The sequence below is a fragment of the Microbacterium sp. M4A5_1d genome (assembly GCF_053345465.1).
In genome coordinates this window covers 192,528-213,756 of record NZ_JBKFAD010000003.1, presented here as the reverse complement: position 1 = coordinate 213,756, position 21,229 = coordinate 192,528, and the positions used below count along the sequence as shown (strand labels likewise).

General features: G+C 68.8%; 25 protein-coding genes. 14 read left to right on the top strand and 11 right to left on the bottom strand.

Going from position 1 to position 21,229, the window contains the following annotated elements:
* The first annotated feature begins 96 nt into the window (after positions 1 to 96).
* From ACLBWJ_RS12870 to ACLBWJ_RS12850, 5 genes are read left to right on the top strand one after another with little or no spacing between them, the layout of a single operon-like run.
* Entirely contained in the window at positions 97 to 843 is a 747-nt protein-coding gene (locus ACLBWJ_RS12870; RefSeq protein WP_112617172.1) for a GntR family transcriptional regulator, read from the top strand.
* A 14-nt stretch (positions 844 to 857) separates the two neighbouring features.
* Positions 858 to 1,310: a PTS sugar transporter subunit IIA gene (locus ACLBWJ_RS12865; protein WP_447660446.1), complete on the top strand. Its 453-nt coding sequence runs from the start codon at positions 858 to 860 to the stop codon at positions 1,308 to 1,310.
* The gene (locus ACLBWJ_RS12860) at positions 1,307 to 1,588 is read left to right on the top strand and encodes a PTS sugar transporter subunit IIB (RefSeq protein WP_023954969.1); all 282 of its coding nucleotides are present in this window, start codon (positions 1,307 to 1,309) and stop codon (positions 1,586 to 1,588) included. Before ACLBWJ_RS12865 ends, ACLBWJ_RS12860 begins: the two co-directional genes overlap by 4 nt.
* Before the next feature lie 50 nt (positions 1,589 to 1,638).
* Positions 1,639 to 3,051, top strand: coding sequence for a PTS ascorbate transporter subunit IIC (locus ACLBWJ_RS12855; protein ID WP_282501252.1), 1,413 nt, complete (start codon positions 1,639 to 1,641; stop codon positions 3,049 to 3,051).
* 59 nt (positions 3,052 to 3,110) lie between these two features.
* Positions 3,111 to 3,743 carry an HAD-IA family hydrolase gene (locus ACLBWJ_RS12850; protein WP_404568692.1) on the top strand — a complete coding sequence of 211 codons (633 nt, stop codon included), beginning with the start codon at positions 3,111 to 3,113 and terminating at the stop codon, positions 3,741 to 3,743.
* Between the two features lie 77 nt (positions 3,744 to 3,820).
* Here ACLBWJ_RS12850 and ACLBWJ_RS12845 read toward each other — a convergent pair whose 3' ends face one another.
* Both ACLBWJ_RS12845 and ACLBWJ_RS12840 read right to left on the bottom strand, forming a co-directional pair.
* Positions 3,821 to 4,840: an NADP-dependent oxidoreductase gene (locus tag ACLBWJ_RS12845; protein ID WP_274178708.1), complete on the bottom strand. Its 1,020-nt coding sequence runs from the start codon at positions 4,838 to 4,840 to the stop codon at positions 3,821 to 3,823.
* A gap of 85 nt (positions 4,841 to 4,925) precedes the next feature.
* Entirely contained in the window at positions 4,926 to 5,315 is a 390-nt protein-coding gene (locus ACLBWJ_RS12840; protein WP_274179031.1) for a DUF1304 domain-containing protein, read from the bottom strand.
* Positions 5,316 to 5,409: 94 nt separating this feature from the next.
* On the opposite strand from ACLBWJ_RS12840, the gene ACLBWJ_RS12835 reads away from it, so the two are divergent.
* The 4 genes from ACLBWJ_RS12835 (at position 5,410) to ACLBWJ_RS12820 (ending at position 9,548) form a co-directional block, all read left to right on the top strand.
* Entirely contained in the window at positions 5,410 to 6,000 is a 591-nt protein-coding gene (locus ACLBWJ_RS12835; protein WP_274178707.1) for a TetR/AcrR family transcriptional regulator, read from the top strand.
* Between the two features lie 109 nt (positions 6,001 to 6,109).
* Positions 6,110 to 7,009, top strand: coding sequence for an SDR family oxidoreductase (locus ACLBWJ_RS12830; protein WP_404568690.1), 900 nt, complete (start codon positions 6,110 to 6,112; stop codon positions 7,007 to 7,009).
* Positions 7,006 to 8,004: a hypothetical protein gene (locus ACLBWJ_RS12825; protein ID WP_404568689.1), complete on the top strand. Its 999-nt coding sequence runs from the start codon at positions 7,006 to 7,008 to the stop codon at positions 8,002 to 8,004. The genes ACLBWJ_RS12830 and ACLBWJ_RS12825 overlap by 4 nt, the downstream gene beginning before the upstream one ends.
* The gene (locus ACLBWJ_RS12820; protein ID WP_404568688.1) at positions 8,001 to 9,548 is read left to right on the top strand and encodes a GMC family oxidoreductase; all 1,548 of its coding nucleotides are present in this window, start codon (positions 8,001 to 8,003) and stop codon (positions 9,546 to 9,548) included. Before ACLBWJ_RS12825 ends, ACLBWJ_RS12820 begins: the two co-directional genes overlap by 4 nt.
* A 74-nt stretch (positions 9,549 to 9,622) precedes the next feature.
* On the opposite strand, the gene ACLBWJ_RS12815 is transcribed toward ACLBWJ_RS12820, so the two are convergent.
* The 3 genes from ACLBWJ_RS12815 to ACLBWJ_RS12805 are packed head-to-tail and all read right to left on the bottom strand — an operon-like array spanning position 9,623 to position 12,781.
* Positions 9,623 to 11,140 carry a tripartite tricarboxylate transporter permease gene (locus tag ACLBWJ_RS12815; protein ID WP_274178703.1) on the bottom strand — a complete coding sequence of 506 codons (1,518 nt, stop codon included), beginning with the start codon at positions 11,138 to 11,140 and terminating at the stop codon, positions 9,623 to 9,625.
* 1 nt (position 11,141) lies between these two features.
* A complete protein-coding gene (locus ACLBWJ_RS12810) occupies positions 11,142 to 11,762 on the bottom strand; it encodes a tripartite tricarboxylate transporter TctB family protein (RefSeq protein ID WP_274178702.1) in 621 nt (206 codons plus the stop codon).
* Positions 11,759 to 12,781, bottom strand: a complete 1,023-nt coding sequence (locus tag ACLBWJ_RS12805) for a tripartite tricarboxylate transporter substrate binding protein (protein WP_274178701.1) — start codon at positions 12,779 to 12,781, stop codon at positions 11,759 to 11,761. Before ACLBWJ_RS12805 ends, ACLBWJ_RS12810 begins: the two co-directional genes overlap by 4 nt.
* A gap of 163 nt (positions 12,782 to 12,944) precedes the next feature.
* Here ACLBWJ_RS12805 and ACLBWJ_RS12800 point away from each other — a divergent pair, with 163 nt between their 5' ends.
* The 3 genes from ACLBWJ_RS12800 to ACLBWJ_RS12790 are packed head-to-tail and all read left to right on the top strand — an operon-like array spanning position 12,945 to position 15,895.
* On the top strand, positions 12,945 to 14,225 hold the full coding sequence (locus tag ACLBWJ_RS12800; RefSeq protein WP_447660445.1) for an ATP-binding protein: 1,281 nt from the start codon (positions 12,945 to 12,947) through the stop codon (positions 14,223 to 14,225).
* On the top strand, positions 14,222 to 14,980 hold the full coding sequence (locus ACLBWJ_RS12795) for a response regulator (RefSeq protein WP_112617160.1): 759 nt from the start codon (positions 14,222 to 14,224) through the stop codon (positions 14,978 to 14,980). The genes ACLBWJ_RS12800 and ACLBWJ_RS12795 overlap by 4 nt, the downstream gene beginning before the upstream one ends.
* A 60-nt stretch (positions 14,981 to 15,040) precedes the next feature.
* A complete protein-coding gene (locus ACLBWJ_RS12790; RefSeq protein ID WP_282501242.1) occupies positions 15,041 to 15,895 on the top strand; it encodes a PhzF family phenazine biosynthesis protein in 855 nt (284 codons plus the stop codon).
* A gap of 22 nt (positions 15,896 to 15,917) precedes the next feature.
* On the opposite strand, the gene ACLBWJ_RS12785 is transcribed toward ACLBWJ_RS12790, so the two are convergent.
* The 3 genes from ACLBWJ_RS12785 to ACLBWJ_RS12775 form a co-directional block, all read right to left on the bottom strand.
* Complete coding sequence (locus ACLBWJ_RS12785; protein ID WP_447660444.1) at positions 15,918 to 16,208, bottom strand: PLDc N-terminal domain-containing protein; 291 nt, start codon at positions 16,206 to 16,208, stop codon at positions 15,918 to 15,920.
* 76 nt (positions 16,209 to 16,284) lie between these two features.
* Entirely contained in the window at positions 16,285 to 17,322 is a 1,038-nt protein-coding gene (locus tag ACLBWJ_RS12780) for a YdcF family protein (RefSeq protein ID WP_447660443.1), read from the bottom strand.
* A 4-nt stretch (positions 17,323 to 17,326) separates the two neighbouring features.
* On the bottom strand, positions 17,327 to 17,830 hold the full coding sequence (locus ACLBWJ_RS12775; RefSeq protein WP_274178696.1) for a MarR family winged helix-turn-helix transcriptional regulator: 504 nt from the start codon (positions 17,828 to 17,830) through the stop codon (positions 17,327 to 17,329).
* 59 nt (positions 17,831 to 17,889) lie between these two features.
* Here ACLBWJ_RS12775 and ACLBWJ_RS12770 point away from each other — a divergent pair, with 59 nt between their 5' ends.
* Complete coding sequence (locus ACLBWJ_RS12770) at positions 17,890 to 18,258, top strand: VOC family protein (protein ID WP_114588374.1); 369 nt, start codon at positions 17,890 to 17,892, stop codon at positions 18,256 to 18,258.
* A gap of 20 nt (positions 18,259 to 18,278) precedes the next feature.
* Positions 18,279 to 18,518, top strand: coding sequence for a hypothetical protein (locus ACLBWJ_RS12765; protein ID WP_274178694.1), 240 nt, complete (start codon positions 18,279 to 18,281; stop codon positions 18,516 to 18,518).
* 75 nt (positions 18,519 to 18,593) lie between these two features.
* On the opposite strand, the gene ACLBWJ_RS12760 is transcribed toward ACLBWJ_RS12765, so the two are convergent.
* The 3 genes from ACLBWJ_RS12760 to ACLBWJ_RS12750 all read right to left on the bottom strand — a co-directional run bounded on the left by ACLBWJ_RS12760 (position 18,594) and on the right by ACLBWJ_RS12750 (position 20,971).
* Complete coding sequence (locus ACLBWJ_RS12760) at positions 18,594 to 18,818, bottom strand: hypothetical protein (protein WP_404568683.1); 225 nt, start codon at positions 18,816 to 18,818, stop codon at positions 18,594 to 18,596.
* A 78-nt stretch (positions 18,819 to 18,896) separates the two neighbouring features.
* The gene (locus ACLBWJ_RS12755) at positions 18,897 to 19,238 is read right to left on the bottom strand and encodes a histone-like nucleoid-structuring protein Lsr2 (protein ID WP_269267624.1); all 342 of its coding nucleotides are present in this window, start codon (positions 19,236 to 19,238) and stop codon (positions 18,897 to 18,899) included.
* Positions 19,239 to 19,315: 77 nt separating this feature from the next.
* Positions 19,316 to 20,971, bottom strand: a complete 1,656-nt coding sequence (locus tag ACLBWJ_RS12750; protein ID WP_447660442.1) for a catalase — start codon at positions 20,969 to 20,971, stop codon at positions 19,316 to 19,318.
* Positions 20,972 to 21,229: the final 258 nt, after the last annotated feature.

Here is a 21,229-nt window from a genome sequence, read left to right as displayed (position 1 = left end):
TGTGACGCAATCTTGCAGAAAAGTCGGGTTTCGGGCATGATCGACCTCGGATTAGTCATGACGTCATGATGACGCGAGTCAGCAAGGAGGCGACCGATGGTGACAGCAGCCGGAACCGCGAAGTACCGGACCGTCCACGACGAACTCCTGCGACGCATCCGCGAGATGGCCGTCGGCGACCGGCTGCCGTCCGAGCCCGAGCTGTGCGAGGAGTTCGAGGTGAGCCGCATCACCCTGCGCAAGGCCGTCGACGGGCTCGTGCAGGACGGATGGCTCGCTCGCGAGCACGGCCGCGGCACGTTCGTCACCGAGCCGGTTGCGGGCGATCACTACCCGGAGCACTTCGCCGACGTCGTCACCGGGTTCCACCGTCAGCAGACGAGCGCGGGCAACGTCGTCACGACCCGCGTGCTCCGTCAGGAGCTCGTGCCCGCCGGTGCGCAGGTGGCCCGCCTCCTCGAACTCGAGGAGGGGGAGGGCGTGGTCGAGCTCGTCCGTCTGCGCTACGTCAACGGCCAGCTCCACCAGCACGTGTTCACGTGGGTTCCGCACGCCCGGTACCCCGGGGTGTACACCGGTGACTTCTCGGACCAGTCGCTGTACGCCTTCCTGCAGGAGCAGTACGGAGTCAGCCTCGTCCGCAACGACATGACGGTGCGCGTCGACGAGGCAGCGCCGGACGTGGCGCTGAACCTCGGGGTGAGCGCCGGCCTGCGGCTGCTCACCATCGATTCCCTCGTGTTCGACGCCGACGGCACGCCGGTCGCCTTCGGCACGGCACGCCACGCTCCGGAGAACAGCGAGATCTCCCTCACGCTCCACGGCCCTCGGCCCGGCGTCTGACCGGAAGGACCCCCATGCTCATCGAACAGCTCAGCGACGACCGCATCCAGTTCGCGACCGACCTCGACGGATGGCGCGCGGCCATCGAGACGGTCAGCCGACCGCTTCTCGACGACGGCTCCATCACGCGGTCGTACATCGACGCGATGATCGAGTCGATCGCCGCCGGCGGCACCTACATCGATCTCGGGTTCGGTATCGCGCTGGCCCACACCCGCCCCGAGAAGGGTGTCGTGCGCACGGGACTCTCCGCGCTCTGGGTCGACCCCGCCGTCCTGCTCAACGACGAAGAGGCCCACCCCATCACCCTCTTCTTCTGCCTGGCGGCGACCGACACCGAGTCGCATCTCTCGACGATGTCGGAGCTCGCCCGACTGCTCAGCGACGACCGCGCCCGTGCGGTTCTGCTCTCCGCCCGAACCACCGCCGACGTCCGCGCGGCCCTCATGACAGGAGTCACCCAATGACCAAGTTCCTCGCCGTCTGCAGTTCCGGCCTCGGCAGCAGCTTCATGGTGCACATGAACATCGAGAAGGTGCTGAAGGAGCTGGGAGTCTCCGGCATCACCGTCGATCACGCCGACCTCGGCTCGGTCGCCCGGGGCGACGCCGACACCATCTTCGTCGGCCGCGACATCGCGGAGGCCGCGAGCGGCCTCGGCGACGACGTCGTCGCTCTCGACAGCATCATCGACCTCGCGGAGCTCCGGACGAAGGTCGACGAGGCCGTCAAGCGGCACTCCTGACCCGACCCTCCCTCCACCCGACGCTTTCACCGACGAAAGGAGCATCCGCGATGGATGCTGTCATCGATGTCCTGCTCGACATCTTCACTCAGCCGGCGGTCATCGTCGCGCTCATCGCCCTGATCGGTCTCGCTGTGCAGGGGAAGTCGTTCAGCGACGTCCTCAAGGGCACGATCCGCACCCTGGTCGGCTTCCTCGTGCTGGCCGCCGGCGCCGGCGTCGTGGTCGGCTCGCTCGATCCGTTCGGCGCGATGTTCCAGCACGCGTTCAACGTGCAGGGCGTCGTCCCCAACAACGAGGCGATCGTCGCGCAGGTGCTGCTCGACTACGGCTCCGCCGCCGCGCTCATCTTCTTCTTCGGCATGATCGTCAACATCGTGCTGGCGGCGACCACGCGCTTCAAGTACATCTACCTGTCGGGTCACGTCGCGTTCTACATCGCGGCCATGTTCGCCGTCATCCTCGGTGTCGCCGGCTTCGAGCCGTGGGCTGTCGTGCTCTGGGGCTCGATCGCGCAGGGCATCTACATGGTGGTCTCGCCTGCTCTCGTCCAGCCGTTCATGCGCCGCGTGACCGGCAGCGACGACGTCGCCCTCGGGCACACCGGCGGCGCCGGCGTCGCCCTCAGCGGTCTCGTCGCCCTGATCACTCGGGGCAAGGGCCGCTCGAAGTCGACCGAGGAGATCTCATTCCCCAGCGGGCTCGGCTTCCTCCGCGACACGACCGTGATCGTCGCGCTCTCGATGGCCGTGATCTACATCATCGTCGGACTGTTCGCGGGAGCCGCGTACATCGAGGGGGAGCTGTCGAACGGACAGAACTTCATCGTCTTCCTCGCTCTGCAGGCCGCGACGTTCTCGGCCGGCGTCTTCATCATCCTCGCCGGCGTGCGCGTCGTGCTCGCCGAGATCGTGCCCGCCTTCAAGGGCATCTCCGAGAAGCTCGTGAAGAACGCCAAGCCCGCGCTCGACGTGCCGATCGTCTTCCCCTTCGCCCCGAACGCGGTGCTCATCGGGTTCCTCGCGAGCTTCGTCGGCGGCATCGTCGGCATGCTCGGGATGGCCGCGCTCGGCACAGCGATCATCATCCCCGGCGTCGTGGCGCACTTCATGACGGGTGCCGCCTCGGGCGTCATCGGCAACGCCGTCGGCGGCCGCCGGGGCGCCGTCCTCGGAGCCTTCGCCAACGGTGTGGCGATCACCTTCCTGCCGCTGTTCCTGCTGCCGGTCCTCGGTGACATCGGGTTCTCGAACTCGACCTTCTCCGACTCGGACTACGGCGTCTTCGGCCTGATCCTCGGCGGAGTCTCCGGTGCCGGCGGCCAGATCGCCGTCATCGTCGCGCTCGCCGTCGCCCTCGTCGCGCTTTACGGCACGACCTTCGCCCTGCGCGGTCGCGACCGGCGCAAGGTGGCGGAAGCCGAGGCCGACGCGAGCCCGGCCCCCGCAGCCACGTCCCGCTGAACCGAACCGATGCCCGCCGGGGTCCGCCCCGGCGGGCATCGTCCTCCTTGGAGCATCCTGTGACCACCATCACCCCGCGCGCCGTGCTGTTCGACTGCGACGGCGTGCTCGTCGACTCCCTCGAGGCCGCCGCCATCGCATGGGACGCCTGGGCGAGGCGGTACGCCCCGGGCTTCGACTTCCGCACGCAGATCGAGCACGGGGTGCGCGCCGCCGACACCGTCGCGACGCTCGTGGCGGCAGGGCTGCGCGACGAGGCCGTCGCCGCTCTCGAGGAGGCGGAGGTCGCATCCGCCGCACTGACGGCGCCGATCGCCGGCTCGGTCGCCCTCACCTCACGTATCCCGTCGGGGTCGTGGGCCGTCGTGACCTCGGCCACGCGCGAGCTGGCGCACCGGCGACTCGCGGCCGCGGGGCATCCCGTCCCGTCCGCGCTCGTGTCGGCGGAGGACGTCGGTCACGGCAAGCCCGACCCTGAGCCCTACCTCGCCGGCGCCGCCCTGCTCGGCGTCGACATCGCGCGATGCGTCGTGTTCGAGGATGCCGAGGCCGGCGTGCGTTCGGCTCGCGCCGCCGGAGCGGGATGGGTCGTCGGCGTGGGGGACCACCTGGGTTCCGCCGTCGTCGACGCTCGGATCGATGACCTCCGCTCCGCCGACTGGCGAGACGGCAGCCTGCACCTGCGGGAGTGATGACCTCTTCCGTCGCCGAGCCGACGCGAAAGGCGGTGACGCGCGGAGCGTCACCGCCTTTTCGGTCGGCTCAGGGCTTACCGCGCGGAGGTCCGCACGAGCATCTTGCCGGTGTTGGCCCCGCGCATCATCGCCAGGAAGGCGTCGACGGTGTTCTCGATGCCGTCGACGATGGTCTCGTCGTAGGCGATCTTCCCCTCGGCGAACCAGGCGGTCATCTTCTCGGTGAACTCCGGCGCGAGGTGCAGGTAGGCGGCGAGCGTGAAGCCGGTCGCGGTGAGACCACGGGTGATCATGTTGGCCATGTTGTCGGGCCCCGGCGTCTTCTCGGTGGTGTTGTACCCGGTGATCGCGCCGCAGAGCGCCATACGACCGCCGGTGTTCATGACGTCGAGCGCGGCCTCGAGGTGGTCGCCGCCCACGTTGTCGAAGAACACGTCGACGCCGTCGGGGGCGTGCGCGGCGAGCTGCTCGCGGACGGGCGCGTCCTTATAGTTGAAGGCTGCGTCGTAGCCGTACTTCTCGGTGAGCAGCGCGACCTTCTCCGCAGAGCCGGCCGAGCCGATGACCCGGCCCGCTCCGAGCAGCTTGGCGATCTGACCGACGGCGGTGCCGACGGCTCCGGCTGCACCCGAGACGAAAACAGTGTCGCCCGGCTTCATGTGCGCGATGGCGGTGAGGCCGACGTAGGCGGTCAGGCCCGTCATCCCGAGGATGTGCAGGCGCACCGACAGCGGCAGGCCCGGCACCTCGGGGACGGCACGGAACGTCGAGGCGTCGGCCTGGACGACATCCGACCACCCGTGCTGGTGCAGCACGACCGTGCCCACGGGCAGATCGTCCGAGGCGCTCGCCACGACGCGGCCGATCGCGCCCCCGGCGATCACGTCGCCGAGGGCGTACGGCGGGACGTAGCTGCGGACATCGTTCATGCGCCCGCGCATGTACGGGTCGACGGAGACGAACTCGTTCGCCACGCGCACCTCGCCCGGAGCGGGCTCGCTCAGCTCGACGCGCCCGATCGAGAAGTCGTCGGGCGTCGGCCAGCCCTGAGGGCGGCGAGCCAGACGGATCTGCGTGCTGGTTCCGTGGGTCATGTTTCTCCTTCGTGAGGGGTCGGTGACGGATGCCGCGGGCTCGGTCGGAGTCGCGGACGAGAGGGCGGCGCGGATGGGCGCCGGGTCAGATCGCGAGGCCGAGCGCGAGTGCGATGACGCCGAGAGCGGGGATCACGCCCTGCTTCAGGGCGGCGGAGGCCTTGGAGCGGTCGGAGAGGATGAGCACGAGGCTGGCCGCGACCATGGAACCTGCTCCGGTGAAGACGAGGGCCGCGCCGACCGGGACGTTCCCGGCGATGACGAATGCGATGCCGATGAACACCGTGATCGCGAGGAAGAGGTTGTAGAAGCCCTGGTTGAAGGCGAGGGCCTTCTGCGTCTCGGCCTGCGCGACCGTTCCGGTGCCGAACGTCTTGCGGGCCCGCTCGCTCGTCCAGGCGATGGACTCGAGGTAGAAGATGAAAACGTGGATGAGCGCTGCGAGGCCCGCGAGCGCAAGACCGACGATGATCATGAGCTGTTCCCTTCCGGCGGTGGACACCGCAGTTTCTGTATCGCTTGGTTCAATATATACTGAACTGACCGATACACAAAAGGGGGCGCGGCGCATGGGCCGAACGCAGAGCTACGACCGCGACGACGTCGTTCGCGCGGCGCGGAGCGTCTTCTGGGAGCAGGGCTACGAAGGCGCGCCGTTGCCCGAGCTCGAGCGCGTCACCGGCCTGAACCGATCGAGCATCTATCACGCATTCGGCTCCAAGCGCGGCCTTTTCGACGCCGCGGTCGAGAGCTACCTCGACGAGATCATCCGGCCCCGACTGTCGCCTCTGACCGTCGATGAGGTCGCCCCGGGCGCCCTGGAGGAGTACCTCCTCGGCCTGCGAACCGCCCTCAAGCAGCCCGCTTCGCTTCCGGCGTCGAGCGGGTGCCTGCTCGTGAACACGGCAGCGGCGCCCATCGGGCGCGACGAAGCCGTCGCGCACGTGATCGCCGGGTACCGATCCGAATTGCGCTCAGCCTTCGGTCGCGGTGTCGCCGCCCGCCGCTCCGACCTCGACGGTGCTCAGGTCGCGACCCTGGCGGACGCGTGCACGGGGTTGGTCGTGTCGGCCTTCGCCCTCGCGCGCGTGGATGCCGCCGGTGCGGCGGACGCTGTCGGCACGGCGATCGCGCTCGTCACAGGGTCGCCGCAGTCCTGACAGCGGCGGGCGGGTCCGCAGGGCGTCGGCCGGTGATCCGCTTTACGCCCCTCCCTTGACTTTTGGCAAGCGTTCGCGCCGAGTTTCGGCCGAGACCTACCGTGAGCCTGTGGAGCACAGCGATCAGTACACCTTCGACAACCCGGTGACCCGATACGACCGGGTCGAGCCGCCCGTCCAGCACCAGCCCGAGCCGGGCATCCAGGCCGACATGCAGCCGGTTCCCGACCTCGGCGAGCAGACGTACCGCGGTTCGGGGCGCCTGTTCGGTCGCAAGGCCCTGATCACCGGCGGAGACTCCGGCATCGGCGGCGCCACCGCGATCGCCTTCGCCCGGGAGGGGGCCGACGTCGTGATCGTCCACCTGCCCGCCGAGCAGCGCGACGCCGACCGCATCCTCGGCCTCATCGCCGACGCCGGCGTGCGCGGGCATGCCATCGCCGCTGACATCTCGACGGCCGAGGCGTGCCATGCGCTCGTCGCGGAAGCCGCCGACTTCCTCGGGGGCATCGACATCCTGGTCAACAATGCGGGAAAGCAGGTCGCGGTCGAACGGCTCGAAGATTTGACCGACGAGCAGTTCGCCGCGACCTTCCACACGAACGTCTTCGCGAACTTCTGGATCACGAAGGCGGCTCTGCCCCACCTCCCGGCGGGCGCCTCGATCATCAACACCGCCTCGCTGGAGGCGTACAAGCCGGCACCCGACCGGGTCGACTATGCCGCGACGAAGGCCGCGATCAACAATCTCTCGAAGGGGCTTGCACAGCAGCTCGCGCCCCGCGGCATCCGGGTCAACGTCGTCGCGCCCGGTCCGACGTGGTCGGCGCTCCAAGTGAGCGACGGCGTCTCGGACGACCAGATGCAGGCCTTCGACGACGAGAGCACCTACCAGCGCGCCGGCCAGCCCGCCGAGATCGCTCCCGCCTTCGTCTTCCTCGCCTCTGCCGAGTCGAGCTACGTCTCCGGCGAGACCCTCAACGTCAACGGGGGCATGGTCACCCCGTGAGCGACACCCCCTTCGCGGTCGTCTCGCTTCGCGGGGACGTACCGCAGCTCAACGACGCATCGGACGATTCCGTCGGCGCGTTCCGGCAGATCACGGTCGACCCGGCGCTCGGCGCCGACGCTCTGATCGAGGCCATCGCCGCTGCCGAGATCACCACGCCGTGGATCCTCGTGGCCGGCCACGACGATCACGGGCTCGCGGAGTATCTCGTCGAGCGGATTCTCGACGGCGCGCTCGGCGTCTTCGGTCTCGCCGGGCTCGTGGTCGAGGGGGCGGTGATCCCCGACGGCATCCGCGAGCACGAGGTGCCCGCGACCCTCGTGACGGAGGACGTCGCGGCGTCGGTGCGCGACCTCGCGGCCGACATCGCCGCGTGGGGGCCGCGCGTTCCCGAGGCGTGGGCGCAGGTCATCGCGTCGTCACGGACGGATGCCGCCGTGCGCGCCACCCTCGCCCGACGTGCGCTCGTCGACGATCCGGCCTACCGTCCGACGGCCCTCACTCCCGCGCAGCTGGCGCTCCTGCGCGACGTTGCGCGCCGCATCATCCCACAGGGCGCAGGAGCGACGATCGATCTCGCTGCCCGCCTCGACCGCATGATCGAAGCGGGGGAGAGCGACGGCTGGCGTCCCACCGGCATGTCGACCGATGCCGAGGCATACCGGGCCGGACTCGATGCACTGGCCGCCATCTGGATGCGCGGACCTGCCGCCCAGGATGCCGTCATCCGTCAGGTGATCGAGGGTGAAGCCCCCTCCGGCACGGTCCTCACCCCCGATCAGCTGAGCCTGTGGTTCGAGGACGCCCGTAACGACCTCGCCCGCGTCTGGCTGTCGCACCCGGCGTCGCTCGCACGTGTCGGCTACACCGGCTTCGCGACCGGCGGAACCGGGCCGGAACCCGCCGGCTACCTCGTGCTGGCCGCGGGCGAGCGCGAGGAATGGGAACCCGAAGAGCTCGGACGCCTCGGCGCCGTGAAAGGACGCACCGCATGAACCTCTCCGGAATGCGCCGATACGACCTCGACGAGGTCGTGGATGTCGTCGTCGTCGGGACCGGAGCCGGCGGCGGGCCGTTGCTCAGCAGGCTCGCCGAGCGCGGACTGCGGGTCGTCGCGCTGGAGGCCGGACCGAACCTCGAGATGGACGAGTTCACCCCCGATGAGCGCGAGGCGACGCGCATCAACTGGATGTCCGACCGGTTCAGCGGCGGCGACACCCCCACAGCCTTCGGCCCGAACAACAGCGGCTGGGGCGTCGGCGGTGGGACGCTGCACTGGGGTGCGTTCACCCCGCGCCCGGACCGCCGCGACCTCTCGTTGCACAGCGAGACGGGGCAGGGCCACGACTGGCCGGTGGACTACGACGAACTCATCCGGTACATCGTCGAGGTCGAGCGGGTCATCGGCGTCAGCGGTCCGACTCCCTACCCGTGGGATCCGCAGCGCGAATACCTCGACGGTCCGACCCGCCGTAACGCGCCGGCCGATCTCGTGCTGCAGGGCTGCGAGCGTCTGGGGATCACCGCGACGGACGCTCCGGCCGCCATCATCACCAGCGATCGCGACCAGCCGCACTACGGCCTGCGTAAAGCGAGCATCGACGTCGGCGGCATCCATCAGGGCGACCGATTCGGGTACAAGGCGACGACAGCCATCACCTATCTGCCCGTCGCGGTCGCTCACGGAGCCGAGATCCGGCCGGACTCGATGGTGCACCGCACCGAGCAGGATGCCGCGGGCCGCGTGACGGGCGTCGTCTACCTGCACGAGGGCGTCGAGTACCGGCAGCGCTGCGCTGCTCTGGTTCTCGCGGGCGGGGGCATCGAGACGCCGCGGCTCCTGCTGAACACCGGGATCGCGAACTCGAGCGGACAAGTGGGGCGGAACTTCCTCGCCCATGGCGCCGTGCAGGTGTGGGGCCGGTTCGACGAGAGCGTCCGGGGCTACCGCGGCTATCCGTCTGCGGCGATCACGGAGGACTTCGTGCGGCCCGAGGGCGTCGATTTCGCGGGCGGCTACCTCATTCAGAGTCTCGGTGTCATGCCGCTGACGTACGCGACATCGCTCGTGCGCGGCGGTTCGCTCTGGGGACAGGACCTCATGGACGCCCTCGACGCCTGGCAGTTCTCCGCGGGCATCGGGATCAACGGCGAGTGCCTCCCGTCCGACGATAACCGGCTGATCCTCTCGGACGAGACCGACGAGTGGGGCATCCCGCGCGCGGAGATCAGCTTCTCGCCCGGGCCGAACGAGAAAGCGATCGACGACCACGCCGTGGGAATCATGACGCGGATCCTTGACGCTGCGGGCGCACGCGAGACGCGCGTCCTCGCGCGGACGGCCCACACGATGGGCACGTGTCGCATGAGCAGCGATCCCGGTGACGGCGTCGTCGATCCGGAGGGTCGGTCTCACGACATCCCCAACATGTGGATCTGCGACAACTCGACGTTCCCGAGCGCGCTGTCGGCGAATCCGGGACTGACGCAGATGGCGCTGTCTCTGCGCACGGCGGATCGGCTGCTCGCCTCGGCCTGATCGGCGGGAAGACGGGGAAGGGCGGATGCCGCGTGCTGCGGCATCCGCCCTTCCCTCGTCCGTGCCGTGTTCGATCAGCTCTTCACGAGCTGCTTCTCGCGCTTGCGGGCGACGACGCGGCCCCGCACCGAGACGATCAGCACGAGCGCGAGGAGCGCGTAGAGCACGATCGTGATCGGGCTCTGGACGAGCACGGAGAAGTCGCCGTTGGAGCTCATCGCCGCGTCGCGCAGGCTCGTCTCGGCCAGCGGCCCCAGCACCATGCCGATGATCAGCGGCGCGAGCGGGAAGTCGAGCGCGCGCATGAGGAACCCGAGCAGTCCGATGCCCAGCAGCATGAGCAGGTCGAACGTCGAGCCCGAGGTCGCGTAGATGCCCAGGCCGCAGAACACCGTGATCCCCGCGTAGAGGTACGGGCGCGGGATCAGCAGCAGCTTCGCCCACAGCATCGCGAACGGGAGGTTCAGGATGAGCAGCACGACCATCGCGATGAAGAAGCTCGCCAGCAGCGACCAGACGAGGTCGGGCGCCCGGTCGAACAGCAGCGGGCCGGGCTGCAGGCCGTACTGGCGGAAGGCGGCCAGCATGATCGCGGCCGTCGCCGAGATCGGCAGCCCGAGCGCGAGCAGCGCACCCATCGCCATACCCGTCGTGGAGTTGCCGGCGGCTTCCGGAGCGGCGAGACCACGGATGGCGCCCTTGCCGAACTGCGGGTTCTTGCGCCGCGCGTCGAGTCGCTTCTCCAGGCCGTAGGCGAGGAAGGTCGGGATCTCCGAACCGCCGGCGGGCACGACGCCGAACGGCAGACCGATCGCGGTGCCGCGTGCCCAGGCGGGTGCGGCTTCTTTCAGCTCGCGACGCGAGAGCCACGGCCGTCCCGTCGGCTTGATGAGCGCTTTGTTCGAGGTATGCCGTTCGAGGCAGGCGACGTAGATGACCTCGCCGAGGGCGAGGATCGCGACCGTCACCGTGACGAGGGAGATGCCGTCGAACAGGTTGGGGGAGTCCATCGTGAAGCGCGGAGCGCCCGACACGCCGTCGATGCCGATCACGGCGATGCCGAGGCCGATGAACAGAGCGGTGAGGCCCTTGACGACGTTGTCGGTGACGACCGACGACGTGGCCGCGAACGCGAAGACGGCGAGCGCGAAGAACTCGGCGGGGCCGAACCTGCTCGAGAAGTCCGCGAGGGCTGGAGCGACGAAGACCACGACGATCGACGCCACGAAGCCGCCGATGAACGCGCCGATGGCTGCCGTTGCGAGTGCCTGTGCCGCGCGTCCGTTCAAGGCCATCTTGTGGCCCTCGAAGGTCGACGCGATCGCCGAGGCCTGGCCGGGCGTGTTCATGAGGATGCCCATGGTCGAGTCGCCGAACAGGCCGCCGAAGTACACGCCCGCGAACATGATGAAGGCGGCCGTCGGGTCGAGCGAGAACGTGATCGGCAGCAGCAGGGCGACCGCCATCGAGGAGCCGAGGCCGGGAAGAACGCCGACGGCCGTGCCGAGGAGGCATCCCACGAGCACCCAGAGCAGGTTGGCGGGGGTCAGTGCGCCGGCGAAGCCCTCGCCGAGAAGCTGAAGCACATCCATGTCAGAACCCTCCGAGGATGCCGGAGGGGAGCGGCATCCCGAGCACCATGTCGAAACCGATGTAGGCGATCGAGCTCACCGTGAGCCCGACGACGAGTCCGCCGAGATGCCTCGTCGAGCCGAAGGCGCGCGCGACGCACCAGAAGAGGAGACCTGCCGCGATGATCCACCCCAGGACCTCGAGCAGGAAGGCGAAGCCGAGGAACGACAGGACGACCCACAGCAGCGAACGCACGTCCACCCGGACGGCCCGGGCGGGAGCGGAGCCGTCGGATTCGGCATCCGCTTCGTCGCCGCCGATGACGTCGGCGCTGACCGCTGCGATGTCGGGCTGTGCCGCGCTCGTCTCGCGCATCTCCTTCACCGCCGAGACCACGAGCGCCGCGGCGAAGATGTAGAGGCCTCCGGCGATGATGGCGGGGAAGAACTGCGGCCCGGGGAACACGGCGTTGGCCGGCACCTTCATCGTGAAGATGCCCACCACCAGATAGGTGGCGAAGGCGGCGATGATCACCGGCATCGTCAGCCCCTTGAGCAAGGCGGCGATGCCGGGGCCCGAGACGAGCCGCAAGCGATCGCCGACGACGGCCGAGGTCGCGGTCGGGTTCGGGGGGAACGTCATAGTCCCATCTCCTCGTACAGGTTCGTGATGCGCTCTTCCTCGTCGTCGAGGAAGGCGGTCAGCTCGTCTCCGGTGATGATCCGCTCGGTCCAGCGGTAGCGCTCGATCGCGTCCTGCCACTCCGGGGTGGCGACAGAGTCGAGCACGAGCTCGGTCAGAGCGGTCACGTCGGCCTCATCGAGCCCCGAGGGCGCCGCGAGCATGCGCCAGTTCGACAGCGAGATGTCGTAGCCCTGCTCAGCGGCGGTGGGGATGTCGATGCCGTCGATCGGTTCCTTCGCGACGAGCGCGAGCGCCCGCAGTCGGCCCGCCTCGATCTGATCGATGTTGTCGGGGTAGCCGCCGGCGGCCGCTTTCGCGGTGCCGTTGAGGAGCGCCTGGATGGCCTCACCACCGCCGTCGGACGAGATGTAGGTCGTGTCGACGGGGTCGATGCCTGCGGCGAGGGCCAGGTCGGTGACCACGAGCTGATCGAACGATCCGCCGCCCGTCCACGGAATCGACTTCGGGTTCTCGCGCCAGGCGTTCACGAGGTCGTCGAGAGTCTCGTACGGCGAGTCGGCCGGCACGACGATGACGTCGTACTCCTCGACGACGACCGCGAGCGGAGTCACGTCGCTGAGCTTGGCGGCTGAGTCGAACTGGATTGTCGCCGCAAGCAGCCCGGTGCCGCCGACGAGCATGTTGCCTGGTTGGCCGTCGAGCACCGAGACGTTGCCGAGCGCGATCGTCCCGCCCGCGCCCGGCATGTTCACCACCTGCACGTTGTTGACGAGGCCGTTGGCCTTCTGCGCCTGCTGCAGCTCGCGGGCCACGCCGTCCCAGCCGCCGCCGGCGGCCGCGGGGGCGATGATCGTCATCGAGGCGTTGATCTCCTGGCCGGTGGCGGCCGAGGTGACCGAGCCGACCGCAGCGGTCGTGATGGCCGCCGCCGCGACGGCGCCCCCGATGATGCGGGCCGCGAGCGTGCGGCCGCGGTGCGCCGGGCGCGCGCCGGCGTCTGTCGCGCTATGCGTCATGATCACTCCATTCGCGCGGACATCGTCGTCTCCGCGAGATCGAATTAGGATGGCACTTCGCTGAGCCGCCCCCGAGCGTGGCGGCATTTGTTCTCATAGATGCGCACGGGCACGGCCCGACAGCGTCCGATCGCACGAGGAAGTGGACAGGATGCCGTTCACGGTGAGAGCGTCTGCCGCGCGCCTCGTGCTGCTCGTGCTCCCGTCGGTGGTGACCCTCGCGGCGTTGTCGGCCACGGTGGCCACAGCCCTCGCGGCGCAGGAACGGACGATCCGAGAGGCGACGACCGAACGCGTGCTCGAGGTGGCGTCGAGCCTCGCCGACCTTCCGGAGGTGCGCGAGGCCGTGACCGGAGCGATGAGCGCGGGGTCGCCGAGCGTGCTCGCCGACGCGGCCGATCTCGCGCCGGCGACCGCGATCCTGCAGCCGATCGCCGAGCTCGTGGGCGAGGCGGCCGGCGTCTACTACGTCGTCATCACCGACGACGAGGGTGTCCGGATCACCCACCCCCTCGCGTCCGAGCGCGGCGTGCAGGTCGAGACCGCCAACGCCTCCGTGCTCGCGGGCGAGACGTTCGTCGGCACGGAGGTCGGCGCCTCGGGGCCGTCGCTGCGCGCGAAGGTCCCGGTGCGCGGTTCGGACGGAACACCCATCGGGATGGTGGCTGTGGGGGTGCTCGAGTCCCAGATCGCCGGCGAGCTCGACGAGGCCGTCGGCGCCCTGCTGCCCTGGGCGATCGGTGCGCTCGTCGTCGCGACGCTCGCGAGCTCGATCCTGACCGCCGCGGTCGAGCGCCGGTTCCGCCGGCTGGATGTCATCGCCGCGGAGCACGCGCAGATGCGGCGGACGGCGACGGCGCTGCGCGAGCAGTCGCACGAGTTCAGCACACGGCTGCACGTCATCCACGGCCTCCTGTCGCGCGGCGACACCGACGAGGCTCGCGGATACATCGAAGACATCGCGAGCGTGCGCCGCCCCCTCGGCACCGGCGACGACGGGGCCCGCGACGACCAGCCCGTGCTCGCCGCGATGATCCCGACCGTGCGTGCCGAGCTGCACGAGATCGGGGCTCGGGTGCGCTTCGACCTCGACCTCGGCGGGGACGTCGCCCCGGACATCGACGAGGGGATCGTGTCGGTGGTCTCGAACCTGTGCCGCAACGCGGCGGAGGCGGGCGCGGCGAATGTGATCTGCGAGCTGGGCCGCCGGGGGTCCCGCATCGTGGGCTCGGTCGACGACGACGGCCCGGGTGTCGAGCCGCGCGTCGCCCGCCGCATCTTCGCGCCCGGTTACTCCTCGAAGACCGACACGACGGGCCTCGGTCGAGGCTTAGGACTGGATGTCGTACGCCGAATCGTCACGGCCCGATCGGGCTCGGTCGAGGTCGGGAGATCGGCGCTCGGGGGAGCGCGATTCGCCTTCGAGCTGGAGGCTGCGCGATGACCGGACCGATCAGGGTCCTCGTCGTCGATGACGACCGCGGTGCGCGCGCCCTCCACGCGGGATTCGTCTCCGACACACCCGGATTCGTCGTCGTCGCCACCGCGGGTACCGGCGAGGCGGCTCTCGAGCACAGCCGGTCCGGGGTCGACCTGATCCTGCTCGATATGCGGCTGCCCGGCATCAGCGGCATCGAGGTGCTCCACCGGCTGCGCACGCTCGGCGACGACGGACCCGACGTGCTGGTCATCAGCTCGTCGCAGGATCAGACCACCGTGCGTCAGGCTCTCGCGGCGCGGGTCGTCGGCTACCTCGTCAAGCCCTTCACGCAGGCCGCGCTGAGCGAGCGACTCGAACGCTATGCCGCCGACCGCGAGCGGATCGTCAGCGGCGACCGTGACGCGCTTCTGGCTCAGGGCGAGATCGACCGGCTGCTGTCGACCGGCACCATCCGAACCGCGCCGGTCGCGGCATCCGGATCGCACCGGGGGGAGGGACGGATGACGGGCGGTGGTGACCACGCCGGCCTGCCGAAGGGCCTCGCTGCGCCGACGCTCGCGCAGGTCGTCGCCGCCCTCGACCCGGTCGTCGCGCTCACGGGAGCCGAGGTGGCCGCGGCCTGCGGCATCTCTCGCGCTACCGCGAACCGCTACCTGACGCACCTGGTCGACACCGGCGTCATCCATCTCTCGCATCGCTACGGCAAACGCGGCCGTCCGCAGGTGCTGTACCGGCTCGCCCCGTCGCCCGAGCGGTGAGCGTCGCCGCGTCGTCGGCGGCTTCGGCGTGCCACCGACGCGCGGGCGTAGCCTGAACGGATGAGTACGCCCGAGGTCTTGCGATACACCGCGTTCAGCACGCGACCCGAAGGTGGGAATCCCGCCGGCGTGGTGCTGGATGCCGGCGCACTCGATGCCAGCGCCATGCAGCGCATCGCTGCCGACGTCGACTACGCCGAGACGGCCTTCGTCACCGGCACGACCGCCGACGGTGCACGCTCGGTCCGCTACTTCTCGCCCATCGCCGAGGTTCCGTTCTGCGGCCATGCGACGGTGGCCACGGCGGTCGCGCTCGCCGCGCGGGGCCAGGTCGCCTCCGACGGTGCGGTTCGTTTCGACACCCCGGTCGGCGTCGTGTCGATCGCGGTCTCGCGCGACGACGACGGCATCCGCGCGTCCTTCACCAGCATCGAGCCGTCGGTCCGCGACCTCGACGACGCCGATCTCGAGGCGATTCTCGGTCTGCTCGGCCTCACGCGGGCTGACCTCGACCCCGAGCTGCCGCCGCGGCTCGCGAACACGGGCAACACGCATCCGGTCATCGTGCTGGCAGAGCAGAAGACCTTCGACGATTTCTCGTTCGACCCCGACACGGTTCGTGCGCTGCTCGACGACCGCGGGTGGCCCGCCACCATCACCGTTGCATTCCGCGCCGCATCCGATCGTTTCCAAGCGCGCAACCTCTTCCCCGTCGGTCGCATCACGGAGGACCCGGCGACGGGGTCGGCTGCGGCGTCGTTCGGGGCCTACCTGCGCTCGCTCGGGGCCGTCGACGCTCCCGCGGTCGTGGTCATCGAGCAGGGCGCACACGTCGGCCGACCGGGGGAGTTGACGGTCGAGATCCCCGTCTCAGGGGGCATCACGGTCTCGGGTCACGCCGTCGCCATCGTCTGACGACCTGCAGGGGCGCTTCACGTCACACGCGGTCGGTGCGGATGCGAGCCTTGCGGCCACCGAGCCACCAGACGAGCGGGCCGATCATTGGGAAGACGAAGATCCCGATGATCCACAGCAGCTTGCCTCCGCCGGTGTAGCGAGGCGAGGCGAGGATCGAGATCAGGCTCGAGATGAACAGGATCGCGACGACGGCAGCGAGCACGGCAGCGACCACGGCGGATACCACGGCGACCGACGTCGTCACCCCCGGCATCCACTCGCGAGGCAGCCACTCGTCTGAGACGACGAGGAATCGTGCGGTTTCGATCATGCTTCCAGCCTCGCCCCAGGCAGGGCTCGTGTCGTGAGCCTGTCGATGGTTCTCGCCTACGCCGGCAGGATGACGTTCAATCCGCGAAAAGAGTGATCAGCGAGATCGCCACGAACGCGATGAGCGGCAGCATCAGGATGCCGAGCGCGACGGCGTTGAGCACGAGGTGGTCGCGCAGCAGGGCGAGGTACTCGCGCAGCAACGCGCTCGGCCGGTAGTAGCGGGCGGTGCGCGCGCCGATCGCGTGGCCCCGCATGCCAAGGGTCCGCAGAAGAGTGGCGGCGCGGAAGGCGTGGTAGTCGCTCGTCACGGCGAGCACCGGGCCGGTGATGCCGCGTTCTGCGAGGATTGCGCGGGTCAGCGTGAGGTTCTCCTCGGTGGTGCGGGATGTGTTCTCGACGAGCAGGCGTTCCGCGGGGGCGCCGAGCTCTGCGGCGTACTCCGCCATCGCGGCCGCCTCGCTCCGTGGCTCGTCTGCGCCCTGACCGCCCGAGACGACGAGCATCGCGCCGGGGGAGCGCTGTAGCGTCGCCACGCCGAGCGCTACGCGCTGGGCGAGCAGCGGCGGGACGCTCCCGTCTCGGCGCAGGCCCGAGCCGAGCGTGACGATCGCCGCCGGCGCGGGCGCGCGTCGTGCGATGCGGGCATACACCGCGGACCAGCACAGGTAGGCGACGAATCCCATGCCGACGAAGCCGATCGGTCCGGCGAGCAGCAGGAGAATGACAGCGAGCTCGAACCATCCCGCCGTGACGGCGACGATGCCGAGCGCGAGGATGGCCAAGACACTGACTCCGGCCAGGAGCGAGAGGCGGTTCGCCAGTGACCGTCCTTCGCGCTGGATCATCACGACGCCGTTGGCGAGTAGTGCGACGCCCAGCCCGATCGCGGCGAGCAGGGGGATGCTGAAGATCAGCACGAGCGACACGACGCTGTTCCCGGGAACGGTCAGTGTCGCCACCACGAGCCCGACGCCGAGGATGAAGATCACCACCTCGGCCACGAGCGCACTCGCTGCAAGCGTCAGCAGGACGCCGGGCAGCATTCGACGGGGGTCGCGGGCGGCGAGGAGGATGCCGAGCGCCGCGAAGAGGAGTGTGAAGAAGCCGGGCACGACCTCAGCCTAGAGAGCGTGCATGAGACGCCGGGTCCGACGCTGGTTCGTCGCCGACGGCGCCGGGCTGCCGCAGAGACCGCGCCATACGCCGCAGCGCCCGGAACGTCGTCAGCCTGTCGGTGTCATCGAGCCCTGCCAGCATCCGCAGTTCCACTCCGCGTACCGCCGCCGTCGCCGTCGCCAGTCGTTCACGCCCGCGCGCGGTGAGCTCCGTCGGCAGTGCCTTGCCGGCTGCAGGCGTGTTCGCACGCGTGACTTCGCCGTCTCGTTCCAGAGTCTGCAGCAGGACGTTCATGCTCTGTCGCGTGACGAACGTGCCCCGAGCGAGCTCGGAGTTCGACAGTCCGGGGCGCTGTGCGAGCAGCTCCAAGCACGAGTAGTGGGTGATGTTCATGCCGAGCGGGCGCAGCACGTCTTCCATCGCCGATCGAAGGGCGCTCGATACCTCCTTCACGAGGTACCCCATCGACGTCTCGAGGTCGATTCCGTCGCGATCTTGACTCATGTCAGTATTCTGACATAGTGGGATGTGTCAGATAACTGACATACGAAAGGAATCTGCTCATGCCTGTCACCGGACCCGACTTCATCTCCCTCCAAGTGCGCGATCTCGCGGCCGCCCACGCGTTCTACGAGCGGTTCCTCGGGCTCGAGCAATCGCCGCAGGGGCCGCCGCATGCCGTCGTCTTCTCCACCACGCCGATCGCGTTCGCCCTGCGGGACCCGATGCCCGGCGTCGACCTCGACGCGCTCGAGCAGCCCGGCCAGGGCGTCGCGCTGTGGCTCCATGCGACCGGTGTGCAGGATATCCACGATGAACTGCTCGCTGCCGGGCACCGAATCGTGTCTGAGCCTGTCGACGGACCGTTCGGGCTGACCTTCACCTTCGCCGACCCCGACGGGTACCACGTCACGCTTCACGACCGGGGCTGATCGGCTGTTAGGTTCGCTGGGTGCAGAGTCTGTGGCAGCGAATCGGAACGGCCTCCGCCGCAACCCCGTTCGGCGTCATCGTCATGCAGACGATCGTCTGGGTGGGGATGTCGGCGATCTGGATTCCGTGGGCGATCAACGGTGGCGACGTCATCCGCATCGTGCTTGCCGTCATCTCGCCATTTCTCGCGCTCTACTGGGTGGTGGCGCTGATTTTCGGCATCCGTCGGCGGCGAGCATCGCGGACGTCCCGCGATTGATCATCTCCGCGCAGGACTTCGCCGCATCCGCGTGACCGCATCCGGGATTTCCGCGCGGGGCCGTGACCTGCGCGTTCAGCCGCCGGCATCGGCGTCATCCGACTGATCGCGGCGACGCGCGTCGGCCGCGACGCCCAGCACGATCCCGAGGGAGAGGCCGATCGCGCCGCCGAGCGCGATGTTGTCGAACGCGAGCATGCCGATGGCGCTGCCGAGCGGAAGGCCGAGCGCGATTCCGATCGCGACCCCGTTCACGCCGCCGCTCTTGCTCTCGCTATCGCCGGATGGCTGCTCGGTCATGGGATCCTCCGTCCATCGGGGAGAACGAGAAATGGCTCAGGCCTGGAGGTGCCTGAGCCATTTCTGCGAGGGATGCGGTCAGTTGGCGGCTCGGTAAGCCTCGATGATGGATGCCGGAACTCGGCCGCGCTCGTTGACGGTGTGACCGTTGGAGCGCGCCCATTCACGGACGGCCGTCAGGTCGAGGTCGCTCTTGTTCGCGCGAGACGACCGCGAACGCGAAGGCGTGTTCGCGCGGATCGAGCGGGCGACATCTACGAACGGTGCCAGCGCCTTGTAGAACTTCTCGGCGTTGTCGTCGGAGAGGTCGATCTCGTAAGCGCGTCCCTCGATGGAGAAGGTGATCTGCTTTCCTTCGCCGCTCTCAAGAACGGTTCCGTCGAGATCGTCGATGAGCTGGGTGATTTGTTTGCGGGCCATGGCTGACATATTAACGGTTTGATGGCGTTCTGCATCACCACTTGACCGCAGTATTTCGTGTCGTGGCTATCTGATGCTCAGGCCACCTGTGCGCGCGCATTGGGAACGCAATGAGTCATCTGAAGACCTGCCACGTCGCGAGGGCCGTTGTGCCCGAGATTGCGCAGTCGCTCGAGCTCGTCCTCGCTGAGCGTTTGCGACTGCAGAGGCGGCAGGTCCTTGATTTCTTCCAGCGTGATTCCCAGGCCCTCACCGACGCGACGGCCGAGGTCGTCCTCCACCAGGTAGAAGTGCCAGAGCATCCGCTCCTGGACGGGACGAGCGGCCTGCCCGATCAGGTCGACGAAGTTCGCCACGAGGTCGTCGCGCTCCCAGTCCTCCATCAGCAGGTACCGCTGTCCGGCCTGCGTGTAGTCATTGGTCCGGGAGATCCGCTTGCGCGTCAGCCGCCCCACGATCTCCGGCCCCTGCTCGTCGTGGGTCGGGTACTGGGCCTCCCGGAGTCCGCCGGTGATCGACGGCTCGTAGTTGACGTGGGGATTCTCACCGCCGTTGTCGACGTGGTACGCCATCTGTCCATCGCGGAGGTTCGTCGCCACCGATGCGTTCTTCGGGGAATTGACCGGCAGCTGCAGGTAATTCGGACCGACGCGGTAGCGCTGGGTGTCGGAGTACGAGAACGTGCGCCCCACGAGCATCTTGTCGTCGGAGAAGTCCAGGCCATCGACGAGGACGCCGGTGCCGAACGAGATCTGCTCGTTCTCGGCGAAGAAGTTCGACACGTTCCGATTGAGCACCATCTTGCCGACCACGCGCGGCGGGAACTCGTTCTCGGGCCACACCTTCGTGTCGTCGAGCGGGTCGAAATCGAGCTCGGGATGGTCGTGGTCGTCCATCATCTGCACCTGGAGCTCCCATTCGGGATACTCGCCGCGCTCGATCGCCTCGTACATATCGCGGGACGCGTGACCGAGATCACCGGCTTGCACGGCGGCGGCATCCGCTTCGGTCATAGAGCTGACGCCGACGGAGGGGATCCAGTGATACTTGACGAGCTTCGTCTCGCCTTGCTCGTTGACCCATTTGTAAGTGTTGACCCCGAAACCCTGCTGGGTGCGATAGTTCGCCGGGATGCCGCGGGGGCTGAAGAGGTTGACGAGCATGTGCATCGACTCGGGCGTCTGCGACATGAAGTCGAAGATGCGCGCCGGCTCCTGCCGGAAAGTGACCGGGTCGGGCTTGAGCGAGTGGATGACGTCGGGGAACTTGATCGCGTCACGGATGAAGAAGACACCGAGGTTATTGCCGACGAGATCCCAGTTGCCGTCTTCGGTGTAGAACTTCACGGCGAAGCCGCGCGGGTCGCGCGCCGCCTCCGACGAATCGCGTCCGCCGATGACGGTCGAGAACCGGACGGCGAGGTCGGTGCGCTTGCCCGGCTCCTGGAAGAGCTTCGCGCGCGTGAACTGCGAGATGGGCTCGTCGCCCCACATCCCGGTCGCCTCGAAGTAGCCGAAAGCGACGAAGCCGCGCGCGTGCACGACCCGCTCGGGGATGCGCTCGCGGTCGAAGTGGCTGATCTTCTCGAGGAAGTGGTAGTTCTCGAGCGTCGCCGGCCCGCGAGTTCCGACCGTCCGCTGATTCTGGTTGTCGTAGACGGGGTGTCCCTGTCGGGTCGTCAGCTCGGGACGGTCGTCGCCCTCAGCCGGGCCCTGATTCGATACATCGGTCATCGCGTCCTCCGTATGGTTCGCATCGTCGTGGGGATGCGGCCGACGCTACGGGGGAGCGGATGCGGTCGGAAGGGGGTTGCGGGGTGCTCCGATCGTCGAGTCGCCACGTATGGCGGGTCCTGGGCTCCACGCATGCGCAGGTCCTGGCGAATCGACCGAGGGGACTCCTGATGCGCGGGCGCGCCGGCGTGCTCGGGATAGACCGTTTTAGTTGGGGTTCGGGCCGGTGTATTGCACCTTGACATGTCTCGGACCAAA

Bases quoted from the DNA above. Each gene is read 5' to 3' on its own strand.
- ACLBWJ_RS12870 (WP_112617172.1), top strand. From the start codon at position 97: ATGGTGACAGCAGCCGGAACCGCGAAGTACCGGACCGTCCACGACGAA.
- ACLBWJ_RS12865 (WP_447660446.1), top strand. From the start codon at position 858: ATGCTCATCGAACAGCTCAGCGACGACCGCATCCAGTTCGCGACCGAC.
- ACLBWJ_RS12860 (WP_023954969.1), top strand. From the start codon at position 1,307: ATGACCAAGTTCCTCGCCGTCTGCAGTTCCGGCCTCGGCAGCAGCTTC.
- ACLBWJ_RS12855 (WP_282501252.1), top strand. From the start codon at position 1,639: ATGGATGCTGTCATCGATGTCCTGCTCGACATCTTCACTCAGCCGGCG.
- ACLBWJ_RS12845 (WP_274178708.1), bottom strand. From the start codon at position 4,840: ATGACCCACGGAACCAGCACGCAGATCCGTCTGGCTCGCCGCCCTCAG.
- ACLBWJ_RS12840 (WP_274179031.1), bottom strand. From the start codon at position 5,315: ATGATCATCGTCGGTCTTGCGCTCGCGGGCCTCGCAGCGCTCATCCAC.
- ACLBWJ_RS12835 (WP_274178707.1), top strand. From the start codon at position 5,410: ATGGGCCGAACGCAGAGCTACGACCGCGACGACGTCGTTCGCGCGGCG.
- ACLBWJ_RS12820 (WP_404568688.1), top strand. From the start codon at position 8,001: ATGAACCTCTCCGGAATGCGCCGATACGACCTCGACGAGGTCGTGGAT.
- ACLBWJ_RS12815 (WP_274178703.1), bottom strand. From the start codon at position 11,140: ATGGATGTGCTTCAGCTTCTCGGCGAGGGCTTCGCCGGCGCACTGACC.
- ACLBWJ_RS12810 (WP_274178702.1), bottom strand. From the start codon at position 11,762: ATGACGTTCCCCCCGAACCCGACCGCGACCTCGGCCGTCGTCGGCGAT.
- ACLBWJ_RS12805 (WP_274178701.1), bottom strand. From the start codon at position 12,781: ATGACGCATAGCGCGACAGACGCCGGCGCGCGCCCGGCGCACCGCGGC.
- ACLBWJ_RS12795 (WP_112617160.1), top strand. From the start codon at position 14,222: ATGACCGGACCGATCAGGGTCCTCGTCGTCGATGACGACCGCGGTGCG.
- ACLBWJ_RS12790 (WP_282501242.1), top strand. From the start codon at position 15,041: ATGAGTACGCCCGAGGTCTTGCGATACACCGCGTTCAGCACGCGACCC.
- ACLBWJ_RS12785 (WP_447660444.1), bottom strand. From the start codon at position 16,208: ATGATCGAAACCGCACGATTCCTCGTCGTCTCAGACGAGTGGCTGCCT.
- ACLBWJ_RS12775 (WP_274178696.1), bottom strand. From the start codon at position 17,830: ATGAGTCAAGATCGCGACGGAATCGACCTCGAGACGTCGATGGGGTAC.
- ACLBWJ_RS12770 (WP_114588374.1), top strand. From the start codon at position 17,890: ATGCCTGTCACCGGACCCGACTTCATCTCCCTCCAAGTGCGCGATCTC.
- ACLBWJ_RS12760 (WP_404568683.1), bottom strand. From the start codon at position 18,818: ATGACCGAGCAGCCATCCGGCGATAGCGAGAGCAAGAGCGGCGGCGTG.
- ACLBWJ_RS12755 (WP_269267624.1), bottom strand. From the start codon at position 19,238: ATGGCCCGCAAACAAATCACCCAGCTCATCGACGATCTCGACGGAACC.
- ACLBWJ_RS12750 (WP_447660442.1), bottom strand. From the start codon at position 20,971: ATGACCGATGTATCGAATCAGGGCCCGGCTGAGGGCGACGACCGTCCC.